Raw genomic sequence first — 22,306 nt, forward strand, 5'->3', positions numbered from 1 at the left:
TGGGTGTCCGAAGGTGTGCGTAGGGCGGGTGTTTCGTCGTTCGGGATCAGTGGCACGAATGCGCATGTGATCATCGAACAAGCGCCCGACGAACCCGAGCCGCCCGCGGATCCTTTCGCCCCCGTCATCCTCCTGCCGCTGTCCGCGCGCGGATCGAAAGCGTTGGCGGGTCAGGCGAAACGCCTGGTGTCGGCGCTCCGCGCGGATCCCGCGCCGGAGCTCACCGCAGTGGCCCGTGCCCTCGGCACCACCCGGACGGCATTCGAGCACCGTGCGTTGATCGTCGGCACCGAACTGGACCAGCTGCTCGGCGGGTTGGACGCGTTGGTCGCCGGATCCGAGTCGCGAGCGCTGCTGCGGGGGCAGGCGCGCGCGGGCAGGCAGACGGCGTTCTTGTTCACCGGCCAGGGTGCGCAGCGCCCGGCCATGGGAGCGGCGCTGCGCGCTGAGTTCCCGGTGTTCCAGCGCACATTCGATGATCTGATCGCACAACTGGACGTGGGTCTGGAGGAGGTGCTACTCGGCTCGCGGCCCGATGACCGTGTGCACCACACTCTGTTTGCGCAAACCGGGCTGTTCGTCTATGAGGTGGCCCTGTTCCGGTTGCTCGAATCGTGGGGCCTGCGGCCGGATTACGTCGCCGGGCATTCGATCGGCGAGATCGCTGCGGCGCACGTCGCCGGCGTGCTGTCGGTCGCTGACGCGTGCGCTTTGGTGGCGGCACGCGGCCGATTGATGCAGGCGCTGCCCGGTACGGGTGCGATGGTCGCGATCGCCGCGAGCGAAGCGGAGGTTGCTCCGTTGCTGTCCGCCGGCGTCGGAGTGGCCGCGATCAATGGTCCACGCTCGGTCGTCATATCTGGTGACGAGGACGAAGTCCTGCGTGTGGCAAGCCATTTCGAAAAAACGAAGCGGCTGACGGTGTCGCACGCGTTCCATTCTCCGCTGATGGAGCCAATGCTCGGGGACTTCGCCGAGATCGCCGCCGGGCTGACCTACCACGAGCCGCGCATCCCATTGATATCCAACGTGAGCGGCGGACCGGCGGGCATCGAGTTGTTCGGTGACCCCGATTACTGGGTCCGGCACGTGCGTGAGCCGGTCCGCTTCGGCTCAGGCGTGCGGTCGTTGGTTGCGGCAGGAGTCACCCGGTTCGTCGAGCTTGGACCTGCCTCGGTGCTGACCGTGATCGCGCAGGAGAACGTCGAATCCACGGCCACCTTCGTGGCGCTGGGGCAGGCGCGGGTTGCGGAGACGACTGCGCTGATGACTGGACTCGCCCATGCGTATCTGGACGGACTGGCACCGAACTGGGCGGCGGTGTATCCGGGCCGACGTCGAGTGTCGCTGCCCACGTACGCATTTACCCGCCGCCGGTTCTGGATCGGGTCGGATCCTGCGGTCGGCGGCACGGGTATCCCGGTACGGACCACGCCGGTGGAGGTTCCCGCGCCGATCGAGGCGGATCAGCTCCGTCGTCGGATCGTCGAGGCGACCCCTGCGCTCCGAAACGAGCTGCTGCTCGAGCTGGTGCGTGAGAAGACGGCGTGGGTGCTGGGACACGACACGGTGGCGGCGGTGAACGCGAGCGTTGGCTTCCTCGAGGCCGGGATGGACTCGGCCGTGGCGATCGAACTGCGCAACGCGCTAGAGGCCGCGCTCACGGTATCGCTGTCGGCGGGCGTCGTGTTCGACCATGCGACGCCGAATGAACTTGCCGCGCACCTCGATACGGTTGTGCGTTCCGATGGCGGCACGGTCGTCGATGACGAGGGATCGGTCAGCGCACTGCTGCGGCGGGCTGCCGCGGACGGCGACATGATGAAAGGCATGGCTCTGCTGCGGTCGGTCGCCGAGATCTTGCCCAGCTTCTCCTCGCGGGCCGAGCTCGGCGCATTGGCCGACCCGGTGCGATTGTCCAGCGGAACTGCGGGGCCGATGCTGATCTGCTTCGCCTCGCCGATGGCGCTCGGCGGAGCTCAGCAGTATGCCCGCTTTGCCGCGCACTGGCGTGGCCGACGCGATGTGGTGGCCGTGCCGATACCCGGATTCGGCGCGGGCGAGGCGTTGCCAACCTCGGTCGCCGCCGCCGTGGCGGTTTTCGTGGACTCCGTGCGCGCCATTGCCGCAGACGCGCCGTTCGTGCTCGTCGGCTATTCCTCAGGCGGCCAGTTCGCGCACGCGACCGCGGTCGCGCTGGAGAAGGAAGGCAGGCCGGCCACCGCCGTTGTGCTGTTGGACACCTACCTGCCCGACCTAGAGAAGAACAATGACAGCCGGGAACCTTTGTGGCACGCCATGTTTGCCGGGATGCTGGATCGCGAATCGTCGTTCGGCCGGTTCAGCGCGGCGCGGTTGGCCGCGATGAGCCGCTATAGCGACCTGATAGTGGATTGTCAGCCTTCTGCGGTACACAGCCCGGTCCTGTTCGTGCGTGCGGGCGAGTCGTTTGTGCCGGACCTCGCGGATGCCGACTGGCAGGCGTCGTGGCCGGACGACCATGTCCTGCGGGAGGTTCCTGGTACCCACTTCACTCTGTTGGAGGACGCGGCGAGCGCGACCGCGGCGATCATCGACGATTGGCTCAGCGAGTGATGCCACCGTCGGTGCGTGACGCAGAGCCCGGATTCGATAGTCCCGATAATGCGCCCGGAGGAGGGCTAACGATGACTGATGTGATGGCTGATTTGCGGCAGGTTGATTCAAATGGGGCGCGTCCTCGGTTTGCGGTGGCGGGGGTCGCGACGGTGGTGGTGTTGGCTGCCGTCGCGTTGTCGGGGTCGATCGGGCATTACGGGTTCTATGGTGACGAGCTGTATTTCATTGCCGCGGGCCGTCGGTTCAGTTTCGGGTATGCCGATCAGGGGCCGTTGGTTCCGGCGATCTCATGGTTGATGGATGTGGTCGCTCCGGGATCGTTCGTGGCGCAACGGATTCCTGTTGTGGTGCTGACTCTGGCGGCGATTGTGTTGTGCGCGTTGATCGCTCGTGAATTCGGTGGTTCGGGCCGCGCGCAGATCTTGGCGGCTATCGCGTACGCGAGTTCCCCGTTTCTGTTGGTGCAGGCAACTGTCTTGTCCACCAACGCGATTGATACCGCTCTATGGGTGTTGCTTACCTGGATGCTGGTTCGATGGGTGCGGACCCGCGATAATGGGTTGCTGCTGTGGGCGGGGCTGGTTACCGCGGTCGACATGCAGGTGAAGTGGATTGTCCCGGTGTTGTGGGTCGCGGTCGCGATATGTGTGTTGGTTTTCGGCCCACGGGAATTGGTGCGGCGTTGGCAGCTGTGGTGTGGTGCGCTGGCAACAGTGGCCGTGACGGTGCCGACTGTCCTGTGGCAAAACAGTCACGGTTGGCCGCAGGTGCGGTTCACGGCGGTGGTGGCCGCTGAGCAGGACGCGCTCGGTGGACGCGTCGTCTGGGTGCCGCTTGCTCTGGGGGCGGCTGGTCTGTTGGGTGCGGTGCTGTTGATCGTCGGTGTTGTGGTCTTGATGCGGTGGGAACCGTTGCGGCCGTATCGTTTTCTTGGGTTCACGCTGCTGGTGGTGGCCGCTGTGTTTGTGATCAGTGACGGCAGACCGTATTACGCGGCCGGGTTGTACGGGGCAGTCATGGCGGCGGGTGCGGTGTGGTGGACTCGGGTTGCGGCGCGGTGGCGTACGATCGCTACGGCGGTGCTTGTCGTATCTTCGCTTGCGCTGCAGGTGTTTTCATCGCTGCCGATTCGCAGTGCGGCTGACCTCGAACCGGCCGAGTCGCCGACGCAGGCTTGGGCGGGAATCACTGTCTACGGTCAGTTCGGGTGGCCAGAGCTGCGTGATGCGACTGCCGCCGCGTATCGCGCGCTGCCGGAGGAAGAGCGGTCTCGCGCCGTCGTGATTGCCGACACGTTTTGGCAGGCAAGCGCTTTGGACGTCGACCGGGACCGGTATGGTCTGCCGGCGATCTATAGTCCGAGCCGTGGCTTCGGTTACTTCGGTACGCCACCGGATTCGGCCAGCACTGTGTTGTGGGTCGGTGGCGATGAACCCGAGCTGCGGCGCCAGTGCGGGTCCCTCGTCCAGGTCGGTCGGGTCGACGTCCTTCTCGGGTTACCCCGAGAGACCCGTGACGTCACCGTATGGCGCTGCGATCGGCCGACCGAACCCTGGTCCAGCGTCTGGCCACGGATTCGGCACCTCAATTGAGCTTCGCGGTCCGGGCCTGCGGGCCCGGAGCCGGCGAAGTGCGATTTCAGTCGGCGTTGAGGTAGGCGAGGACGGCGAGGACACGGCGGTTGGTGTCGGTGTCGGCGGGGAGGGTGAGTTTGGTGAAGATGCTGCTGATGTGTTTGGCTACCGCACCTTCGGTGACGACGAGGCGTTGTGCGATGGCGTTATTGGAGCAGCCTTCTGCGACGAGTTCGAGGACGGTTCGTTCGCGGGCGCTGAGTGTGTCGAGTGGTTGGTCGCGGGAGCGGCGTTGCATCAGTTGGGCGATGACGGCGGGGTCCATGGCGGTGCCTCCGTTGGCAACTCGGCGGACTGCGTCGATGAATTGTTCGGATTCGAAGACGCTTTCTTTGAGCAGATAGCCGACTCCGCCGCGGCCGTCGGCCAGCAGTTCTCGTGCGTACAGTTGCTCGACGTGCTGGGACAGCATCAGTACGGGTAGCGATGGTAGTTGTTTGCGGGCGGTCAGTGCCGCGGACAGGCCTTCGGTGGTATGGGTCGGGGGTAGCCGGACGTCGAGGATGGCGATGTCGGGGCGGTGCTCGATGAGTGCCTCAGCCAGGTCCGCGCCGGTGTCCAGGCCAGCGACGACGTCGAAATCGTAGGCTTCCAACAGTGCGATCAAGCCTTGTCGGAGCAGGAACAGATCTTCGGCTATGACAACACGCATGGCACCTCCATGTCGACGACGGTAGGTCCGCCCCGTGGACTGTCTACGGCGACCGTCCCGTCGAAGGCGGCCAGCCTGCGGCGCAGGCCTGCCAATCCGCTGCCGTCGTTGAGGTCGGCGCCGCCGTTGCCGTCGTCGGCGACGCGCACCGACAGCTTGCCATTCTCGTACGAAGCGGTGATGTCTATATGTTCGGCCTCAGCATGTTTGAGCACGTTCGTCATCAGTTCGGACACCGCGAAGTACACGGCGGCGGCGATGGCGGGTGACACGATTCCGGGGATCGTGACGGTTATCCGTGTGCTGAGCGGGCTCGCCAGCGCGAGGGCGCGCAGCGCATCGGGCAGCCCTCGTTCGGCCAGTACCGGGGGATGGATACCGCGGACCAGATCGCGCAGTTCCGCGAGGGCCGAGGCCGAGGATGCGCGGGTTTCGGCGATCAGCTTGCGGGCCCGGTCCGGATTCGTGTCGAGTTGGCGTTCCGCGGCGCCGAGGGCCAGACCCATCGCGACAAGTCTGGCTTGGGCGCCGTCGTGCAAATCGCGTTCTATGCGGCGTAATTCGGCGGCCTGGGTCTCGATTGCGTCTTCGCGCGTTTCGGCGAGATGCTTGGCCCGTGCCGTGAGTAGGGCGGTGCCGGTTGGGCGGAGCAGTGCGGCGGTGAACAGCGCGTGTGTCCGGAGCACGAACGGCGCGAACCAGAGCCAGACCACGAACAGCGCGACGGCGAAGCAGGCCGCGGCTACCGCTGCCGCTTGGCTCTGCACCAATATCGGTCCGTACCACCGAGGGTGGCCGGCGTCCGCGAGGGGGCGCCACAATCCGGCGGCCAGTACGACGCCCTCGCCGACGTAGTAGAGCAGTGCCGCGGGCAGCAGGCACAGTAGTCCGAGTATCGCGTTGGCCAGCATCCACAGCAGGTCTCGCCAGGTCGCCGGGTCGGTGAGCAGCCACCTGCAGCGCGCGACCAGGCCGACGAGTCCGTCGTTCAGGCCGTCTGGTTCGGGCCGGTAGGGCTCATCAACTTGTGCGCCGAAGTATTCGGCGAGCTTGCGGCTGGCCGAACAGAGCCAGCGCACCGCCGCTGTGATGGCAGGTAGCAGCAGCACACCGACACCGACGATCATGAGGAGCAGTGTGTAGCTATTGACGATGACCAACGCCAGGCATACCTCGGAGGCCGCCGCGACCACCGCGCCGAACAGAGTGGCAATGCCCGCGTGGGTCGCGCGGGTTCGCAATGTGGTGAACCAGGGACGGATGCGCGGCCGTGTCGCTGGAAGTTCGTCGGAGAAGGCCCGTTTCGTTGGGCCGAGCAAGGTTCCAGCGAGCAGGGCATGCCACCGGAACAGCGTCGGACTGATCCACACCCAGACGGTGAGCAGGGCCACCCCAAGCGGCAGCGCCCACAACTCAGTGGTCGGGTTCTGCCCGAAGTTCGGGACGTACCAGAGGCTCGACGCCGGATGCCACAGCGTGCTGCCCTGTAGCAGCGCCACCCCGGTGGCGTACAGGCAGACTACGGGCAGCAGCCCGATCAATCCGACGACCGAATCGACCGGCAACCAGAGCAGGTCTCGCCAGGTTGCCGGGTCGGTGAGCAGCCAGCGACAGCGGCGAACCCAGCCGACGATACCGTCTTCGAAAGGAATAGCCGTGCAAGGCACAGGGCGGTAAGGGGACTCGATCAGCACGCCCCAGCGAGCGGCCGAGCGGCGTTCTGCCGTAGAGAGTCGCCGCACGAGCGGGATCACCAAAGGCACTGCGAGCAAGCCGATTCCGGTGACCGACAGGATGCAGACGACGGCGGCAGCGGCGAATAGAGCAAGTGCGGCCGACGCGCGCATGGCCATGGCGAGACCACGGATCAGGTTCAGCGCCGGCCCGCGAACCATTGCCGACGGATCGTGCTGCCCACCCGTCCGCGGACGGGTGGGCAGCTGAGAGCCGAGACCAGAGGTCATCCGGGCTGAACCACCGTCTCGATCGGTGGGTGCCGCATTCCGCGCGCCGCAGGATACAGCGTCGCACCCGCGGTGAGCACGACCGCGGCGGCGGCGACGGTCAGATAGATCCCGATCCCGCCGGACGGGATGAACGAACCGCTCTTGACCCAGGCGTAGGGCACCGCGGTGGCCGCCGCGGCAATGGTGCCGAGTGCGATGGCGATGAACGAGATCAGCCCGCACTCCACTGCGAGCATCGTGAGTACCTGCTTCGGCGTGAATCCGATCAACTGCTGCAGCCCGAATTCCCTACGACGCGTCCGGGTTGCGGATACCAGAGAGTTGACAACGGTGATCGCTGCGTACCCGACGATCATGGCCACAATTGTATAGTTCGCCGACACGAGGATTTGTTGCACCCGAGAGTTGTTGCTGATCAAGCCTTGTCGGTTGTCCACCGTGGCGCCCGGCACGGTGTCGGCGAAGCTGTCGAGGCTGTGGTGCAGCTGGGTGGGGTCGGTCCGGTCCGCGCCGCGGACCAGGATTTGCGACGCCAAGCCGTCGGCGGTGTGTTTTGCGAGCAGGTCCGCGGGCAGGAAAATACTTGCGTCGTTGGGGATTTCGGCATGGATGGCGACCACAGTCGCACGGACCGCGGCGCCGTCACCGAGATGTATCGACAGTGGGTCGCCGACACCGACGCCGAACGCGCTCGCCTGCGATGTCGAGATAGCGACAGCGTTGTCGCGCAGATTCGCGAGCGAGCCGGCCACCTGCGGGAAGGACACAGTCTTCGCCGCGCCGTCGGCCGAGACACCGCGGAAGGTGAAGTCGGAACCGCCGCTGTTGCCGTCGACGAATCCGGAGGCGGTGACCAGTTCGGAGGCGCCGGAAACGCCCTTGATGTTGCGCACCCGTGCGACGACGTCCGGTGCGAATCCGCCCGTGGACGAGTTGAGCACGTAGTCCGCGAGCATATTTTGCGCGTATGCGTTTGCCTTGATCGTGTTTTCGGTGGTCTGCATATAGAGGGTGCCCACCGCGATGCCGACCAGCAGCACGATCGGTGCGATCGCGCCCGCCATTCGAACGTTGCGGGCCTTGGCATTGCACACCGCGAGGAAACCGGCCAGACCCGATACCGTACGCAACGGCCACTCGATCACCCTGGTCAGCATCGAGACGATGCCGGGCGCCAGTAGCGCGAAGCCGATGCCGACGAGCACCGACGCGGGCCCTGCGGTGCTGGCCAGGATCGGGCTGTCCTTCATGACCGCGACCGTGACCACCGACATGGAAATCCCGGCGGCCAGGAAGAGCGCCGCCAACAGCAACCGGGGTCGGGTCAGCCAGCGTCGCTGCACCTCGGCCTCGACCAGCGCCACAGTCGGTTTCGTCTTCGCCGTTCGGCGCGCCGCGACGAGAGTCGCGCCGACGGCGGCGCCGAACGCGATGATCGCACCGATCGCCGAGGGAACCACGCCCTGATGGAAAGATATCGAGGTGGATACGACACCGCTGCCGCTCAGTTGTTCGAAGATGGTCCGGCCGAGCAGATAGCCGGGCACGATGGCCAGCACGGTGGCTGCCACCGAAAGCAGCACCGTCTCGATAAGGATCATTCGCTGCACCTGTTCGGGCGTCGCGCCGACCGCCCGCAGCAGCGCCGTTTCCGACTGCCGCTGCTGCAAGGACAGGCTGAGCATCGAGGCCACGCCGAACATGGCGATCAGCACCGCCCAGCTGCCGAAGATCCCGGCCAGGATGGTGAGTGTCTTCTGGCCGCCGCCTGCCGCGGGAAATTCGGCGCGGCCGCGGTCGTCTCCGGTGAGCACGGTGGCGGCGTCACCGACCGCGGCCCGCACGGCCGCGGTCACCTTGTCGGCGTCCGCGGCAGGCAGGACGCCAATATTGTCGATTTGGTCGCCGAGACGGGCCAATCGAGAGGTTTCGGCATCGGAGAAGAATATCGCCGGGGTGTTCAGGGCGGTCGGCGCGGTGACGCCGGCGACCCTAAAGTGTTGCGGGACACCGCGAACCGCGGTGTCGGCGGTCGCACCGACGGTGGCGTGGGTCGCCGCGGCCAGGCTCGAGTCGAGCACGATATCGCCGGGCTCGGTCGGGGCCGCCCCGGTGGCCAGGGTGTACGGCGTCAATGCCGCCGCAGACCAGTTGTGGCCGTAAACCTGGCCGCTGCCAACGGGTTTCCCGGCGACGAGCAACGCGGCGGGTACGGAGATATCGGGAATCACCTGAGCAACTCCGGGCACCTGACGTACGCGGTCGACCAGAGCGGCATCGATCCGGCGGCGCTCGGTCAACGAGATGCCGTCGTAGGTCTGGTTACCGGTGACGACTATCGGTGCGGCGGCCAGTCGCTGGGCGGGCACCGCGACCCGGATGCCGGTTTCCATCAGACCACCGCACGCCATGACGATTGCCGAGCCGAGGAACAATGCGATGAATGTGGCGATGAAACTGGTTTTGCGATAGCGCAAGGTGCGCAGGCAGAGCATCAACATCAGAACCGCGCTCCAGCCACATTCATGCCGGGCCCGTTGTTCGTCACGCGGGCGTCGAGTCGGGTCATCCGCTCGGCAACCCTATCCGCGGTCGGCTGGTGGATCTCGGCGACGAACTGGCCGTCGGCCAGAAAGACGACCCGGTCCGCGTAGGAGGCGGCGACCGGATCGTGGGTCACCATGACGATGGTCTGGTTCAGCACAGTCGCCGATTCCCGCAGTAAGGCAAGGACTTCGGCGGCCGTCCCGGTGTCGAGCGCGCCGGTCGGCTCGTCGGCGAAGACGACCTCGGGTCGGGTCACCAGGGCGCGGGCAATCGCCACTCGCTGCTGCTGTCCGCCGGACAGCTTACCGGGCAGATGCTTGACGCGAGAGGCCAAACCGACCCGGTTGATCACCATGGCGACCACATCCTTATCGGCGGGCCGGCCCGCCAGCCGCAGCGGCAACTCGATGTTCTGCAGCGCCGTCAGCGCGGGCAGCAGGTTGAACTGCTGGAAGATGAATCCGATTCGGTCTCTGCGCATTTTGGTCAGGCCGGTCTCGTCGAGGGCGCCGAGATCCTGTCCACCGATCGTTACCGTGCCGGAGTCGGGCTGATCGAGGCCCGCGGCGCAGTACAGCATGGTGCTTTTGCCGGACCCAGAGGGGCCCATGACCGCGGTGAAGGTTCCGGCGGCGAAGCCCACGGAGACGCCGCGTAGAGCGGCGACCGCGTTCTCCCCGCTCCCATAGGTTTTCGTGACCGCATCGAGTCGCACGGCGAATTGCGGTGTGCTGTCTTGTTTCGTGTACATCCTGCGCTCCTGTCGCGGCTTGCGCGAGTGGTCCCCCAAAGCGGCGGGTGTTGCTGGTCGTGTTCAACGCTATGGACTTGCGACACCGCCGGATATGGCGCTGGATGGTCGATTCGATGTGGACTTTTCTCTACCTCGACGGCCTGCTGGTCGGCTACCGGACCGGGGTGAGCCGGTCGGTGATCTCGCGCAGCACCGAGGCGGCGTGCACATCCAGATAGAAGTGCCCGCCCTGGTAGGTGCGCAGGGTGAATTCGGCGGCGGTGTGCTCGGCCCACGCCTGCGCCTCGGCGGTGCTCACTTGTGGATCCACATCGCCGACCAAGGCCACGATCGGGCATCGAAGCGGAGGCCCCGGCTCCCATCGGTAGGTCTCGATGGCGCGGTAGTCACCGCGCATCGCGGGCAGGATCATCGTGCGTATATCGTTGTCCGCCAACAGGGTTGCGTTCGTACCACCGAGGCGTTGCAGTTCAGCCAGCACGCTGCCGTCGTCGCGCAGGTGCACGTTCTCCTCGCGGACACACGACGGCGCCCGGCGCCCGGACGCGAACAGAGCCACCGGGCCTGCGTCGGCGCGCTCGAGCCTGCGGGCCACCTCGAATGCGATCGTCGCGCCCATACTGTGGCCGAACAGTGCCGTCGGCCGTTCGGACGGCGAACCGAGCGCGTCGACGATGTGGTCGGCGAGCCGTCCGATGTCGTCCACGCACGGCTCGCCACGCCGCTCTTGACGGCCGGGATACTGCACGGCGACCACTTCGATCCCCGGCGATAGCGTCCGCGCCACCGGAAAGTAGTAGGTGGCCGACCCGCCCGCATGTGGGAAACAGATCAGGCGCGGTCCATCGCCGCCGGTCTCGTTGAAATGCCGCAACCAGAGTCCCGGGTCTCGGCTGATACTCGTCATGGCCGTGTGATCCCTTCGCGCCGTGCATGATTCACCATGTGGCGGGCAGTCCGTGCATGCCGTACACCATGGCGTCGTGCTTGAAACTCAATTCCTCGAACGGCACGGCCAGCCGCAGGTTCGGGATTCGGTCGAAGAGGGTGCGGTACACGACGTCGAGCTCGAGCCGGGCCAAGTTCGCGCCGATGCACTGGTGGATGCCGAAGCCGAAGGTCAGGTGACCGCGCTCGGTGCGGTGGAAATCGATCCGGTCCGGATCGGTGAACGCGGCGGGATCGTGATTGGCGGAGTTGTTGAGCGGCAGAATGCCGTCCCCGGCCGCAATGGTCACGCCGCCGACTTCGATATCGGCCAGCGCGACGCGCGGAGTGCCGGCGTCGGAGATGGCGAAGTATCGAAGGAATTCCTCGACCGCAGCGGGCATCAGCGCCGGATCGGCCCGTACCGCGTCGAGTAGTTCGGGATCGCGTAGGAATGCGAGCACACCGAGGGAGATCATGTTGGAGGTGGTTTCGTGTCCGCCGATCAACATCAGCCGCGCCATGGTGACGATATCGACGTGGTCCGCGACGGGGTTTTCCCGATTCTTCTCGATGAACCTGCTCAGCAGGTCGTCACCGGGGGCGGTCTCCTTACTGGTCACGAGGCCGTCGAGGTAGTTGTCCAGGTCGGTTACCGCCGCAACGTAGTCTTCCTGACTCATCCCGCGGGTCATGATTTTCCCCGACCATGATTCGAAGGAGCCGTGATCGGCGTAGGGCACACCGAGTAATTCGCAGATGACCAGCGATGGCACCGGCAAGGCCAGCGCAGTCACCAGGTCTACCGGACCGCCCGAGTCGAGCATGGCGTCGATGCGGGCGTCGACGATCTGCTGGACGTGCGGTCGCATGGTGCGAACCTTGTGGGCGGTGAACTCAGGGATGAGCATGCGCCGCTGGGCGGTGTGCTCGGGCGGGTCCATCGAGAGCAGCATCGGTCGGACCGACTGGAGCACCTCGTCGGGCACCGGAACCTGTAGCGGGTAGCCGGGCAATTTCAGGTTGGCGCTTACGTCTGGGTCGCCGAGGATTTTTCTGACGTCCTCGTACCGGGTGACCAGCCAGGTGGGGCGGCCCGTCGCGGCGATGGTCGCGCGCGAGACGGGCTCCTGCTCACGCAGTTCCGCATAGGCGTCGGGCGGACTCATCGGACACCGTCGCGGAAACGGGAAGGAGGCGATCGCGGTGGCTGTGCTGTCGTCGGTCGAGGTCATGAGGTGGCCTTTCGGAAAGTGAGTGCCTGGACCGGGCAGTTGTCCACTGCATTGCGCACGGATTCGTGCAGCGGGGCCTCGGGGTAATTGGTGGTCAGCCGCACCTGACCGTCGGCGTCGTCCTGTTCGAAAATGGAAGGCTCGGCGAATGCGCATAGTCCGGATCCGATGCAGACCTCGCGGTCGGCCCGCAGCTGAAAACTGGTCACCACGTCACCGGCAGGGCGTGCAGGCCGTAGACCATGGCGTCGTGCTTGAACCGCAACTCTTCGAAGGGCACGGCGAGGCGCAGGCTGGGGATCCGTTCGAACAACCGCCGATAGACGATCTCGAGTTCGATTCGCGCCAGATTCTGACCGATGCACTGGTGGATGCCGTAGCCGAAGGCGAGATGGGCGCGCCCGGCTCGGTGGAAGTCGATGCGATCCGGATCGGTGAATACGTCGGGGTCGTGATTGGCGGCGTTGTTGAGGGGCAGAATGCCCTCGCCGGCTTTGATGGTTACGTCGCCGATCTCGATGTCCGCCATGGCAACTCGCGCGGTTCCGGAGTCGGAGATGGAGAAGTGTCGCAGCAACTCCTCGACCGCAGCGGGTAGCAGGTCGGGCTCGGCGGTGATCGATGCGAGCAGTTCCGGGTGTCGCAGGAAGGTGAGCACGCCGAGGGAGATCATATTCGCGGTGGTCTCGTGGCCCGCGATCAGCATCAGCCGGGACATGCTGGCGATATCGGCGTGGCTGACCGTCGGCTCTTCCCGGTTTTTCGCGATCAAGCGACTGATCATGTCGTCGCCCGGCTCGGTCTCTTTGGCCGTTACCAGATTATCGACGTAGGTGTCGAGGTGCTGATGGGCCAGGCCGCGGGCCGCGTCGTCGATATCGCGACTCATGGTCTGCGCGGACCAGATTTCGAATTGCTCGTGATCGGCGTACGGCACACCCAACAGCTCACAAATCACCAGAGCGGGCACTGGCATCGCCAGTGCCGCAACTAGATCGGTGGGTTCGCTGCCTGCGAGCAGATCATTGATCCTGTGGTCGACGATCTGCTCGACGTTTTCGCGTAATGCGCGGATGCGACGAACACTGAACTCCGGCGCGAGCATTCGGCGGTGCACCGTGTGTTCAGGCGAGTCCATCGACAGGAACGTGAGCGGCACGGCTTGCAGCACCTCGTCGGGCACCGGAACCTGTAGCGGGTAGCCGGGCAACTTGAGGTTGGCGCTGACCCTGGAGTCGCCGAGGATCTGCTTGAGATCGGCGAAGCGGGTGATCAGCCAGGCCGGCTTTCCGTTGACCTGAAGTGCCGCGCGCGACACCGGCTCGTGCTCGCGCAGTTCGGCATAGGAGTCGGGTGGGCTCATCGGGCAACTGCGAGGCATCGGAAAGGTGCGCAACGCGGCGGGTTCGCGGCCCGCGGCGTCCTTGCCCGCCTCGGTTTTCCTGGTGGACTGACTCACAAGTGTCCTCCTCGAATTCTGTGTCGGGCGCTGGTGTTCCCGACGCTAGCGACCGGCCCGTGCGCGTCCCACCCCTAGCCGCCCCTGCAGGCGAATCCTTTTGTTCGCATGTCGGAGCCATCGCTGTAGGGGCGGTTAGGGGTCCCCTGCGGCCAGTTCTACCGGTGTGCTGAAAGTCGTGATCTCGTGATCCGGCGATCCCAGGGAGGAGACAAAATGGACGTGCCATTCGTAGCGCCCAAACCCATTGCGAAGGGGACGGTGCCGTTCGGCCAGTACTCGACCTGGTATCGAGTGACCGGCGATCTGCACAGCGATCGACCCGCGGTCGTCGCAGTGCACGGAGGTCCGGGCAGCACGCACGACTACCTGCTGAGCCTGGCCGCGCTGACCGCCGAGGGCTGGCCGGTGGTGCATTACGACCAGCTCGGCAACGGCGGCTCGACCCATCTGCCTGAGCATGGCGCGGACTTCTGGACGGTGGGACTGTTCGAGGCGGAACTCGATAACCTGCTTACCCAGCTGGGCATTTCCCAGAACTATGTGCTGTTCGGGCAATCATGGGGCGGGCCGCTCACGGCGAAGCACGCGGCCGGTAATCCGGCGGGACTGCGCGGGCTGGTGATCGCGAATGCACCGGCCTCGATGCCGTTATGGTTGCGCGAGATGGCGGTGCTGAAGGCCGGGCTGCCGCCGGAGGTGCAGGAGACGCTGCGTAGGCACGAGGACGCGGGCACCACCGACTCCGACGAGTACTTCGCCGCTATGCGGATCTTCTACGACCGGCACGTCTGCCGGGTCCAGCCGTGGCCGCGCGATTTCATGTCCTCCTTCATGGAGATCTACAACGACCCGACCGTCTACTACACCATGAACGGTCCCAACGAGTTCCATGTCATCGGCACGCTGAAGGACTGGTCGATCGTCGACGAACTGCCACGGATCGACACCCCGACGCTGCTGATCAACGGTCGTCACGACGAGGCGACGGCGGCGGTCATGCAGCCCTACTTCGAGCACATTCCCGGAGCCAGGTGGGAGGTCTTCGAGGAGTCGAGCCACCTGCCGCACCTCGAGGAGCCGCAGCGCTTCTTCGAAGTGATGGTGGACTTCCTGAAGGGCCTGTGATGACGACAGCGCTCATCTTTCCCGGCATGGGTCCCGCGTCGTTCGACGAGGTCGGGAGCTTCATGGTGGCGAATCCGATTGCCAGAGAACTGGTTCGGATCGCCGACGAAACACTCGGCTATTCGCTGGTTGACGCGTTCCGGCTTGCCGAAGGCGACTATTCGCATCCGGCGCAGATCGCGTTCATGATCAACTGCTTGGCCTCGGCGCGGTGGGCGGTCGACCGTTTCGGCATCGAGCCCGACATCTGCGTCGGTCCGAGCTTCGGGCAGAAGGCCGCCCTCGCCTTTGCAGGCGTGCTGTCAGTACCCGACGCGGTGCGCCTGACCGCGCGCCTAGCCGTTTGCATGGATGAGTACTTCGCCGAGGAGCACACCGATATCGTGACGCACTCGTTCGTCCGGGTGCCCGCCGATAAGCTCGCCGACCTGCGCGCGGAGCTCGATGCAGTCGGCGAATGGAACGAAATTTCGTGCTACATCGACGACGGTTTCTTCATGCTCTCGCTGCGCGAGAGCCGGGAGGAGTGGTTGCAGCAGCGTCTGCGGGCGGTCGGCGGGATGTCGCTGTACACCATGCGCCCCCCGATGCATTGCCCGCAATTCGCGGGCCTGCGGGATCGGGTGGCCGACGAGGTGCTGCCGACGTTGGACTTCGCCGACCCGCGGCTGCCGGTAATGGCCGACCAGGACGGCACAGTGCTGCGCACCGGCGCGCAGGTCGCACAGATGCTGCTCGACGGGATCGTGCGGCCGCTGCGCTGGCCCGATGTGGTGACCTCGTTGCGCAGCTTGGGCGTGCGGACCGTATGCGTCGCCGGACCGGACAGCCTCTTCGGGCGGGTCGCCTGCACCACCAATTCGTTTGACGTTATTCCGGCCAATCCGCGCCTGGCAATGATGCCGGCTCGCCGTTCCGGTGCGTATTTCAACAATAGGAGTAGCCATGTGGGATCTGCAATTCGAACAAATTCTCCGGAAGTACCTGCCATTCCTGTCACCGGATGAGTCGCTGACGAGCGAGCTCGAGTTGCGGGATCTCGGCTTGGATTCACTCGCCACCGTCGAATTGCTCAGCGAGCTGGAGCAGGCGTACGACACCCGGTTCGTAGATGACGCGCTGGCGTTGGAAAATTTCGCCACCCCTGCCGTGCTGTGGACGACGCTGTCGAGTTTATCGGCCGGCGTCGCGGGATGAGGTCCGTCCATGGTTGACATCAGCCTGGGATTGGTCGAGCGTTTCCGCCGCGGGCTTGAGGTATCCGCCGATCGGCCCGCAATTCGTGTCGAAGGTGATTCGCTGACTTATGCGCAGCTCGATGAGCGTGCCCTGATACTCGCGGGCGCGCTGCTGGCCGGGCAAGTGAGGCCGCCGACGGCCATCGGAGTGCTTGCGGGCAAATCACTTTCGGGTTATGCGGCACTTCTTGCCGGGATGTACACCGGAATTACAGTGGTGCCACTGCAACCCGCGTTTCCGGTCGTCAGGACCAAGGCGATGATCGAGGCGGCGGGTGTGGATGTCCTTGTGGCAGACGAGGAGTCGGCTGCGGCGCTGGCGGAGTTGCGCTCGGTGGGCGTCGACCTTCCGGTGTTGATCTGCACACCGGGGCGCGATGGTGCGGGGGACATCCCGGTGGATTCGGCGCAGGCGTTGACGGCTCCTCGCGCGACGAAGCCCGAGGATTTCGCCTACATCCTGTTCACCTCCGGATCGACGGGACGGCCCAAGGGTGTGCCGGTGACCCAGGGCAACTGTGCCCATTACTTCGGGCTGCTCGACGATCGGTATGACTTCGAGCCCGACGACGTGTTCTCTCAGACCTTCGATCTCAATTTCGACTGCGCGATGTTCGACCTGTTCTGCGGCTGGGGTGCGGGCGCGACGGTGCAGGCGTTGCCGACAACGGCGTATCGGAACTTGCCGGAATATATTGTCGCCCAAGGAATTACGGTCTGGTTCTCCACGCCGAGCGCGATCGCGCTCGCCCGCCGCACCAGCGGCTTGGCCGCAGCCTCGTTGCCGTCGCTGCGCTGGAGTTTCTTCGCCGGAGAGGCACTGCACCACCGCGACGCGGCGGATTGGTATGGTGCCGCGTCGGATTCGGTCATCGAGAATATCTACGGTCCTACCGAATTGACCATCACGGTGGCCGCGCACCGCTGGCGCCCGGCCGCGCCCACCGCCGATAGGCTCGGCACCGTGCCTATCGGCGCGATCCACGCCGGCCACGATTACCTGTTGCTCGACGCCGATGGAGATGCGGACCGCGTCGAAGGCGAGCTGTGTATCGCGGGCCCTCAGCTCACCCCGGGATACCTCGATCCGGACGACGATATCGGCCGGTTCTTCGACCGGCACGGTCGCCGGTACTACCGCACCGGTGATCGGGTGCGCCGTGACGTCGAGGGGCAGCTGACGTACCTGGGCCGCAAGGACTCTCAGGTTCAAGTACACGGGATCCGGATAGAACTGGCCGAGGTGGAGTCGGCGCTGCGCGGCTGCGCCGGTGTGCAGGACGCGGTCGCCGTCGCGGTCGCGGTCGACGGGTCCGCAGAACTTGCGGTCTTCTACACCGGTGCGCCGACCTCGCAGGCCGACCTCGCCCGTGAACTCCGCGGCACGCTGCCCGGCGCGGTAGTGCCGCGCCGGTACACGCATCTGATCGAGTTTCCGCTCAATAGCAATCGCAAGGTCGATCGGCGCGAGTTGGCGCGCAGGGCGGCCGATGGCATGCGCAGAACTGGCACGCGCACAACGCAGGAGGTCACAGTGCTGGACAGCCACGCAGTGACGGCAGACGAGCAGGCGATGACGGTGCACGGCGTGCTGGACGAGGCGGCGAACGCCGCCCCAACGGCCGCCGCGATCGCTGACCGGCACGGCCGCTGGACCTATCGGGAACTCGCTGACCACAGCCTAGCCGTAGCCGAATGGCTGGAGCGCCAAGGGGTTGGCGTCGGCGACCGGGTGCTCGTGCAACTGCCGAGCATCCGCGAGACGGTGGCGATCTTCTACGGAGTCTCGCGCCGGGGGGCGATTTTCGTCCCTCTCAACCCTGCCATGAAGGACTATCACCTGCGCTCGGTGCTGGACAGCGCCGAACCCAAGCTCGTCATAGCGACGGGTCCGGAGGCGGCACCGTGCGTAACCACACAGGGCCCGGGGAGTGATGCAGCTGCTGGCGAGCGGTCGGCGGAGCTCGCCGAGTTCGCCGCTGCGCCGGTGCACGAACTGGATCGGATGTGGGAGCAGGTGCGCGTCGGTCGCGTCACCGAACTGCCTGCTGAGGTGATCGATCCGGATCTGGTCGCGGTCCTGGTGTACACCTCAGGCAGCACGGCCGCGCCGAAGGGCGTCATCTGCCCACACCGCCAGATGATCTTCGCATCGCGGGCGATCAACGCGGAGTTGCGTTACCGGCAGAGCGACGTGGTGTTCTGCCGGTTCCCCATCTCCTGGGACTACGGACTGTACAAGGTGCTGCTCGCCGCGCTCGGCCGCAGTGAGCTGGTGCTGGCCGACGGTGACGCGGATCTGGTGCTGCTCAATCGCATTCGTGAGTCGGGGGCAACGGTAGTGCCCATTGTGCCATCGCTGGCCTCGATGATCTGCTCGCTGGCCCGGCGCGAACACACATCCGCCGCGACGGCCCTCGCCGATCGGGGACGGGTCCGCATGTTCTCCAATACCGGTGCGGCACTGCCGGAATCGACGATCGAGGAGTTGCGGGCGGCTTTCCCGAACGCGGTCGTAGTGCGGCAGTTCGGGCAAACCGAGTGCAAGCGGATCTCGGTGCTGCCGCCGGAATTCGAGGACACCAAGGGGTCGTCGGTGGGTAGGCCGTTGCCCGGCACGATCGTGCACATCCTCGACGAGAGCGGCTCGGCGCTGCCGATCGGGGAAGTCGGCGAAATTGTCGTCGAGGGTCCGCATGTGATGCCCGGATATTGGCGGTTGCCTGAGATTACTGCGCGGACGTTCCGGCCAGGTCCAACGGGCGCACGGCGGCTGCACACCGGCGACTACGGGCGACTGGACTCCGACGGCTTCCTCTACTACGTGGGCAGGCGCGACGACATGTTCAAACGAAAGGGCGTGCGGATGAGCACGATTGAGATCGAGGCTGCGGCGATGGACATCCCGCAGGTGCGGGCCGCGGCGGCGGTGCCGCCGGGCGAGGATCGCGATCTGACCATCTTCGTCGAGGGCGAGATCGATGCGCACACCGTGCTTCGCGAACTGTCGCGGCGGCTGGAGCCGCAGAAGGTCCCCGCCCAATGCCGGGTGGTCGATGACATCCCGCTCACCCTGCACGGAAAGCACGCACGCGCCGCGCTCGTCTCGCTAGTGGAAGGGGCGGCCCGATGACCGCCTACACCGACTTGGCCAAGCAGTTCGGCACTCCGCTGTACGTGTACGACGTGGACCGGATCCGGCAGGCGCGCAGCGATCTGTTCAGCGCGCTACCGGAGGCGGTCGATCTGTTCTTCGCGCTGAAGGCGAATCCGCACCCGCACGTCGCGCGCGCGATGCGGGACGGGACGGGACGGGCCTGCCGCGCCGAGATCAGCTCGACGGGCGAACTGGCCGCGGCCTTGGCGGCCGGATTCACCGGCGCCGACATCCTCTATACCGGGCCAGGTAAGACAGGGGGCGAGCTGGCCGAGGCGCTGGCCGCGGGTGTGCGCCTGTTCTCCGTCGAATCCCGCACCGACCTCGAGCATGTCGGCGCGGAAGCCGAGCAGCTCGGTGTGGTGGCCGACTGCCTGATCCGGGTGAACAGCGCCACCTCGAGCTCTTCGACCAGTATCCGGATGACCGGTGTGCCTTCACAATTCGGCTTCGACAGCGAAAGTCTCCCCGAGCTATGCGATCAGCTGCTTGGAGTTCGCGGCACCACCATCGCCGGCGCGCATTTCTTTCCGCTGAGCAATGCCAAGGACGAGGCGAGCTTGATCGCAGAATTCACCCACACCATCACGCTGGCCGCCCGGTTGCAGGACCAGCTCGGTATTGCGTTCCGCTTCCTCGATATCGGTGGCGGGTTCGCAGCTCCGTACGCGGTCCTTGGTGATCGGCCGGTGTATTCCTCGCTGCGCGAGGCACTTTCGGCGGCATTGGATGAGCGGTTCCCCGGCTGGCGCGATGGCGCACCCCGGATCGCCTGTGAGTCGGGTCGCTATCTCGTCGGCGATAGCGGGCAGCTGATCTGTTCGGTGGTCAATCTCAAAGAGAGTCGCGGTCGCAAGTACGTCATCGCGGACGCCGGTATCAACACCTTCGGCGGTATGTCCGGACTTGGCCGGCTGCTGCCGGTGGCGGTGTCGCCGCAGCCCGACGGCCGGGCCAACGACCAAGTGGCCAGCCTGGTCGGTCCGCTGTGCACGCCGGGCGACGTCCTCGGCCGCGATATCGCCCTGCCGAACCTGAGCCCGGGTGACCTGGTGGTCATCCCGAACGCCGGTGCCTACGGCGTCACCGCGAGCCTGTCGATGTTCCTCGGCCGTCCGGCCCCGACAGAAGTACTGATCAGCGGCGGGCAGGTCGTCTCCTCGTCGCGTCTGCGGCAGGTCCGCGATTATCAGATCGGAGCACCAGTGTCATGAGTATTTCGAACGAGCCCCAAGATGTCCGCAGCGATCAGCGCGGACCGGTCATGGTCACCGGTGTCATCTCCGACTCGCACACCTGGAATCTGGTGTTCCTGCAACTGTTTCTGGAGGAGCGGGGCTACCCGGTGGTGAATATCGGCCCATGCGTGCCCGAGCGGTTGCTGGTCGAGGAATGCCAGCGCCACCGGCCCGCGCTTGTCGTGGTGAGCAGTGTGAACGGGCACGGATACCAGGACGGTATGCGGATGATCGGCCCGCTGCGCAAACAGTTCAGCGCTGCTGAACTGCCTGTGGTGATCGGCGGGAAGCTCGGCATCCGCGGTGATCAGAGCGCGGACGAACGCGAAACGCTGACCGAGGCTGGTTTCACCGCTGTCTTCGATGACAGCGCCGACGGACTCCTCGAGTTCGATCGGGTGCTGGAATCGCTATGGCAGCCGGTGCGGGCGTGAGTATCGTCACGTCCGCAGACAACGGATTCGGCGCGTTCGTCGCACGGGCGCACCGTGCGGGCAAACTGGTTGTACAGCCCCGGATGGGGATCAGTGCGCCCGAGCAGATGCGGGCGGGCCTGCGTGCCACCTGCGATGCGGACGGTGCAACGGTCGGCACCCTCACCGTCGACAGCTACACCAGGGTCGGTGATCTGGAGGCGGCCCAGCTCGCGGTGCTCGACGGGGTGGCGCTCAACGGCTATCCCATTGTCTCTCATCAGCATTCCACCACCGCCGAGGTGCTCGACTCGATTGCCGGGCCGGAGTTTCCGGTCCAGGTGCGCCATGGCAGCGCCAATCCGCGTGACATTTTCCGTGCCATGACGGCAGTGGGTCTGGACGCGTCCGAGGGCGGGCCTGCGTCCTATTGCCTGCCCTATGGTCGGGTGCCGTTGAGTGAATCGACGCGTCACTGGATCCGATCCTGCGACGAACTGGTAGAGCTGCGGGCGACCGGTCTGGAACCGCATCTGGAGTCGTTCGGCGGATGCATGCTCGGTCAACTGTGCCCACCGAGTGAACTGGTGGCGATCAGCGCGCTGGAGGCAATGTTCTTCCACTATCACGGATTTCGGAGCATATCGGCCAGCTATGCCCAGCAGACCAATCCGATCCAGGATGCCGAGGCGGTCCGTGCCCTGCAACGACTGTGCGCCGATCATCTACCCGAAACCGACTGGCACATTGTGATTTACGCGTATATGGGTGTGTATCCATCGACGCGATCGGGCGCGTACGCGCTACTCGGCACGGCGGCCCGGCTGGCCGCATCCACCGGCTGCGCGCGTCTGATTGTCAAGACCGAGGCGGAATCGGTGCGCATTCCGACTGTCGCAGAGAACGTCGCTGCGCTCGAATACGCCGCCGCCGTAGCCGATGCGACGCCGAGATCGGTTGCTGAGCCGGGTGATTCGCAAACGTATCGCGAGGCGGCCGCGTTGGTGGCCGCGGTGATGAATCTCGACGCCGACCCAGGAATGGCGATGCTGCGGGCCTTCGAACGCGGCTACCTCGATATCCCGTATTGCTTGCACCCGGATAACCGCAGTCTGAGCCGAAGTTATATCGATGACCGGGGTTATCTGTGCTGGGCGGATATCGGACGGCTGCCGCTGTCCGGGATGGTCGACAGTTCGGGTCCGCGGACGTTGAGCTCGAGTGGGCTGATCGAGTCCCTGACCTACGTCAGCCGGAAGTTCGATCAGGAACTCGGCCCCGTGGACACAACGCCGATGCCGGCGGTTAGGGGCGGTTAAGGGTGTGCCCCGCCGAAGTACGACTCCTACTTTTGAATAC

General features: G+C 65.6%; 18 protein-coding genes and 1 pseudogene. 10 read left to right on the plus strand and 9 right to left on the minus strand.

Features of this window, described 5'->3' with window-relative positions; translation table 11 throughout:
- Positions 1-66: 66 nt before the first annotated feature.
- Positions 67-249: pseudogene (locus ACIA76_RS42410) on the plus strand (polyketide synthase); the annotation flags it as partial.
- Here ACIA76_RS42410 and ACIA76_RS42415 read toward each other — a convergent pair.
- On the minus strand, positions 171-401 hold the full coding sequence (locus ACIA76_RS42415; protein ID WP_397161101.1) for a hypothetical protein: 231 nt from the start codon (positions 399-401) through the stop codon (positions 171-173). The pseudogene ACIA76_RS42410 and the gene ACIA76_RS42415 overlap by 79 nt on opposite strands.
- Positions 402-426: 25 nt before the next feature.
- Between ACIA76_RS42415 and ACIA76_RS42420 the strand changes: the two genes are divergently transcribed.
- The gene (locus ACIA76_RS42420) at positions 427-2,595 is read left to right on the plus strand and encodes an acyltransferase domain-containing protein (protein WP_397161100.1); all 2,169 of its coding nucleotides are present in this window, start codon (positions 427-429) and stop codon (positions 2,593-2,595) included.
- Positions 2,596-2,666: 71 nt separating this feature from the next.
- Positions 2,667-4,190, plus strand: a complete 1,524-nt coding sequence (locus ACIA76_RS42425; RefSeq protein ID WP_397161072.1) for a glycosyltransferase family 39 protein — start codon at positions 2,667-2,669, stop codon at positions 4,188-4,190.
- 46 nt (positions 4,191-4,236) lie between these two features.
- Here the strand turns inward: ACIA76_RS42425 and ACIA76_RS42430 are convergent, their stop codons facing one another.
- The 8 genes from ACIA76_RS42430 to ACIA76_RS42465 all read right to left on the minus strand — a co-directional run bounded on the left by ACIA76_RS42430 (position 4,237) and on the right by ACIA76_RS42465 (position 13,773).
- Positions 4,237-4,884, minus strand: coding sequence for a response regulator (locus ACIA76_RS42430; RefSeq protein WP_397161074.1), 648 nt, complete (start codon positions 4,882-4,884; stop codon positions 4,237-4,239).
- Positions 4,869-6,848 (minus strand): sensor domain-containing protein, encoded by a 1,980-nt coding sequence (locus ACIA76_RS42435; protein ID WP_397161076.1) that lies wholly within the window; start codon positions 6,846-6,848, stop codon positions 4,869-4,871. The genes ACIA76_RS42430 and ACIA76_RS42435 overlap by 16 nt, the downstream gene beginning before the upstream one ends.
- Positions 6,845-9,352 carry an ABC transporter permease gene (locus tag ACIA76_RS42440; protein ID WP_397161078.1) on the minus strand — a complete coding sequence of 836 codons (2,508 nt, stop codon included), beginning with the start codon at positions 9,350-9,352 and terminating at the stop codon, positions 6,845-6,847. The genes ACIA76_RS42435 and ACIA76_RS42440 overlap by 4 nt, the downstream gene beginning before the upstream one ends.
- Entirely contained in the window at positions 9,352-10,149 is a 798-nt protein-coding gene (locus ACIA76_RS42445) for an ABC transporter ATP-binding protein (RefSeq protein WP_397161080.1), read from the minus strand. The genes ACIA76_RS42440 and ACIA76_RS42445 overlap by 1 nt, the downstream gene beginning before the upstream one ends.
- Before the next feature lie 154 nt (positions 10,150-10,303).
- The gene (locus ACIA76_RS42450) at positions 10,304-11,059 is read right to left on the minus strand and encodes a thioesterase II family protein (protein WP_397161081.1); all 756 of its coding nucleotides are present in this window, start codon (positions 11,057-11,059) and stop codon (positions 10,304-10,306) included.
- Positions 11,060-11,090: 31 nt separating this feature from the next.
- Positions 11,091-12,314 carry a cytochrome P450 gene (locus tag ACIA76_RS42455; protein ID WP_397161083.1) on the minus strand — a complete coding sequence of 408 codons (1,224 nt, stop codon included), beginning with the start codon at positions 12,312-12,314 and terminating at the stop codon, positions 11,091-11,093.
- Positions 12,311-12,523, minus strand: coding sequence for a ferredoxin (locus ACIA76_RS42460; protein ID WP_397161085.1), 213 nt, complete (start codon positions 12,521-12,523; stop codon positions 12,311-12,313). The genes ACIA76_RS42455 and ACIA76_RS42460 overlap by 4 nt, the downstream gene beginning before the upstream one ends.
- Entirely contained in the window at positions 12,520-13,773 is a 1,254-nt protein-coding gene (locus ACIA76_RS42465; protein ID WP_397161087.1) for a cytochrome P450, read from the minus strand. The genes ACIA76_RS42460 and ACIA76_RS42465 overlap by 4 nt, the downstream gene beginning before the upstream one ends.
- A 216-nt stretch (positions 13,774-13,989) precedes the next feature.
- Between ACIA76_RS42465 and ACIA76_RS42470 the strand changes: the two genes are divergently transcribed.
- The 7 genes from ACIA76_RS42470 to ACIA76_RS42500 are packed head-to-tail and all read left to right on the plus strand — an operon-like array spanning position 13,990 to position 22,266.
- Positions 13,990-14,901: a proline iminopeptidase-family hydrolase gene (locus ACIA76_RS42470; RefSeq protein WP_397161088.1), complete on the plus strand. Its 912-nt coding sequence runs from the start codon at positions 13,990-13,992 to the stop codon at positions 14,899-14,901.
- The gene (locus ACIA76_RS42475; protein WP_397161089.1) at positions 14,901-15,908 is read left to right on the plus strand and encodes an ACP S-malonyltransferase; all 1,008 of its coding nucleotides are present in this window, start codon (positions 14,901-14,903) and stop codon (positions 15,906-15,908) included. Before ACIA76_RS42470 ends, ACIA76_RS42475 begins: the two co-directional genes overlap by 1 nt.
- Positions 15,847-16,098 (plus strand): phosphopantetheine-binding protein, encoded by a 252-nt coding sequence (locus ACIA76_RS42480; RefSeq protein WP_397161090.1) that lies wholly within the window; start codon positions 15,847-15,849, stop codon positions 16,096-16,098. The genes ACIA76_RS42475 and ACIA76_RS42480 overlap by 62 nt, the downstream gene beginning before the upstream one ends.
- Positions 16,099-16,107: 9 nt before the next feature.
- On the plus strand, positions 16,108-19,272 hold the full coding sequence (locus ACIA76_RS42485; RefSeq protein WP_397161091.1) for an AMP-binding protein: 3,165 nt from the start codon (positions 16,108-16,110) through the stop codon (positions 19,270-19,272).
- Positions 19,269-20,510 carry a type III PLP-dependent enzyme gene (locus tag ACIA76_RS42490; protein WP_397161093.1) on the plus strand — a complete coding sequence of 414 codons (1,242 nt, stop codon included), beginning with the start codon at positions 19,269-19,271 and terminating at the stop codon, positions 20,508-20,510. The genes ACIA76_RS42485 and ACIA76_RS42490 overlap by 4 nt, the downstream gene beginning before the upstream one ends.
- Positions 20,507-20,968, plus strand: a complete 462-nt coding sequence (locus tag ACIA76_RS42495) for a cobalamin B12-binding domain-containing protein (protein ID WP_397161094.1) — start codon at positions 20,507-20,509, stop codon at positions 20,966-20,968. Before ACIA76_RS42490 ends, ACIA76_RS42495 begins: the two co-directional genes overlap by 4 nt.
- Positions 20,965-22,266 (plus strand): methylaspartate mutase, encoded by a 1,302-nt coding sequence (locus tag ACIA76_RS42500; protein WP_397161096.1) that lies wholly within the window; start codon positions 20,965-20,967, stop codon positions 22,264-22,266. The genes ACIA76_RS42495 and ACIA76_RS42500 overlap by 4 nt, the downstream gene beginning before the upstream one ends.
- The last annotated feature ends 40 nt before the right edge of the window (positions 22,267-22,306 follow it).

Source organism: Nocardia sp. NPDC051570 (genome assembly GCF_044454005.1).
Taxonomy (GTDB): domain Bacteria; phylum Actinomycetota; class Actinomycetes; order Mycobacteriales; family Mycobacteriaceae; genus Nocardia.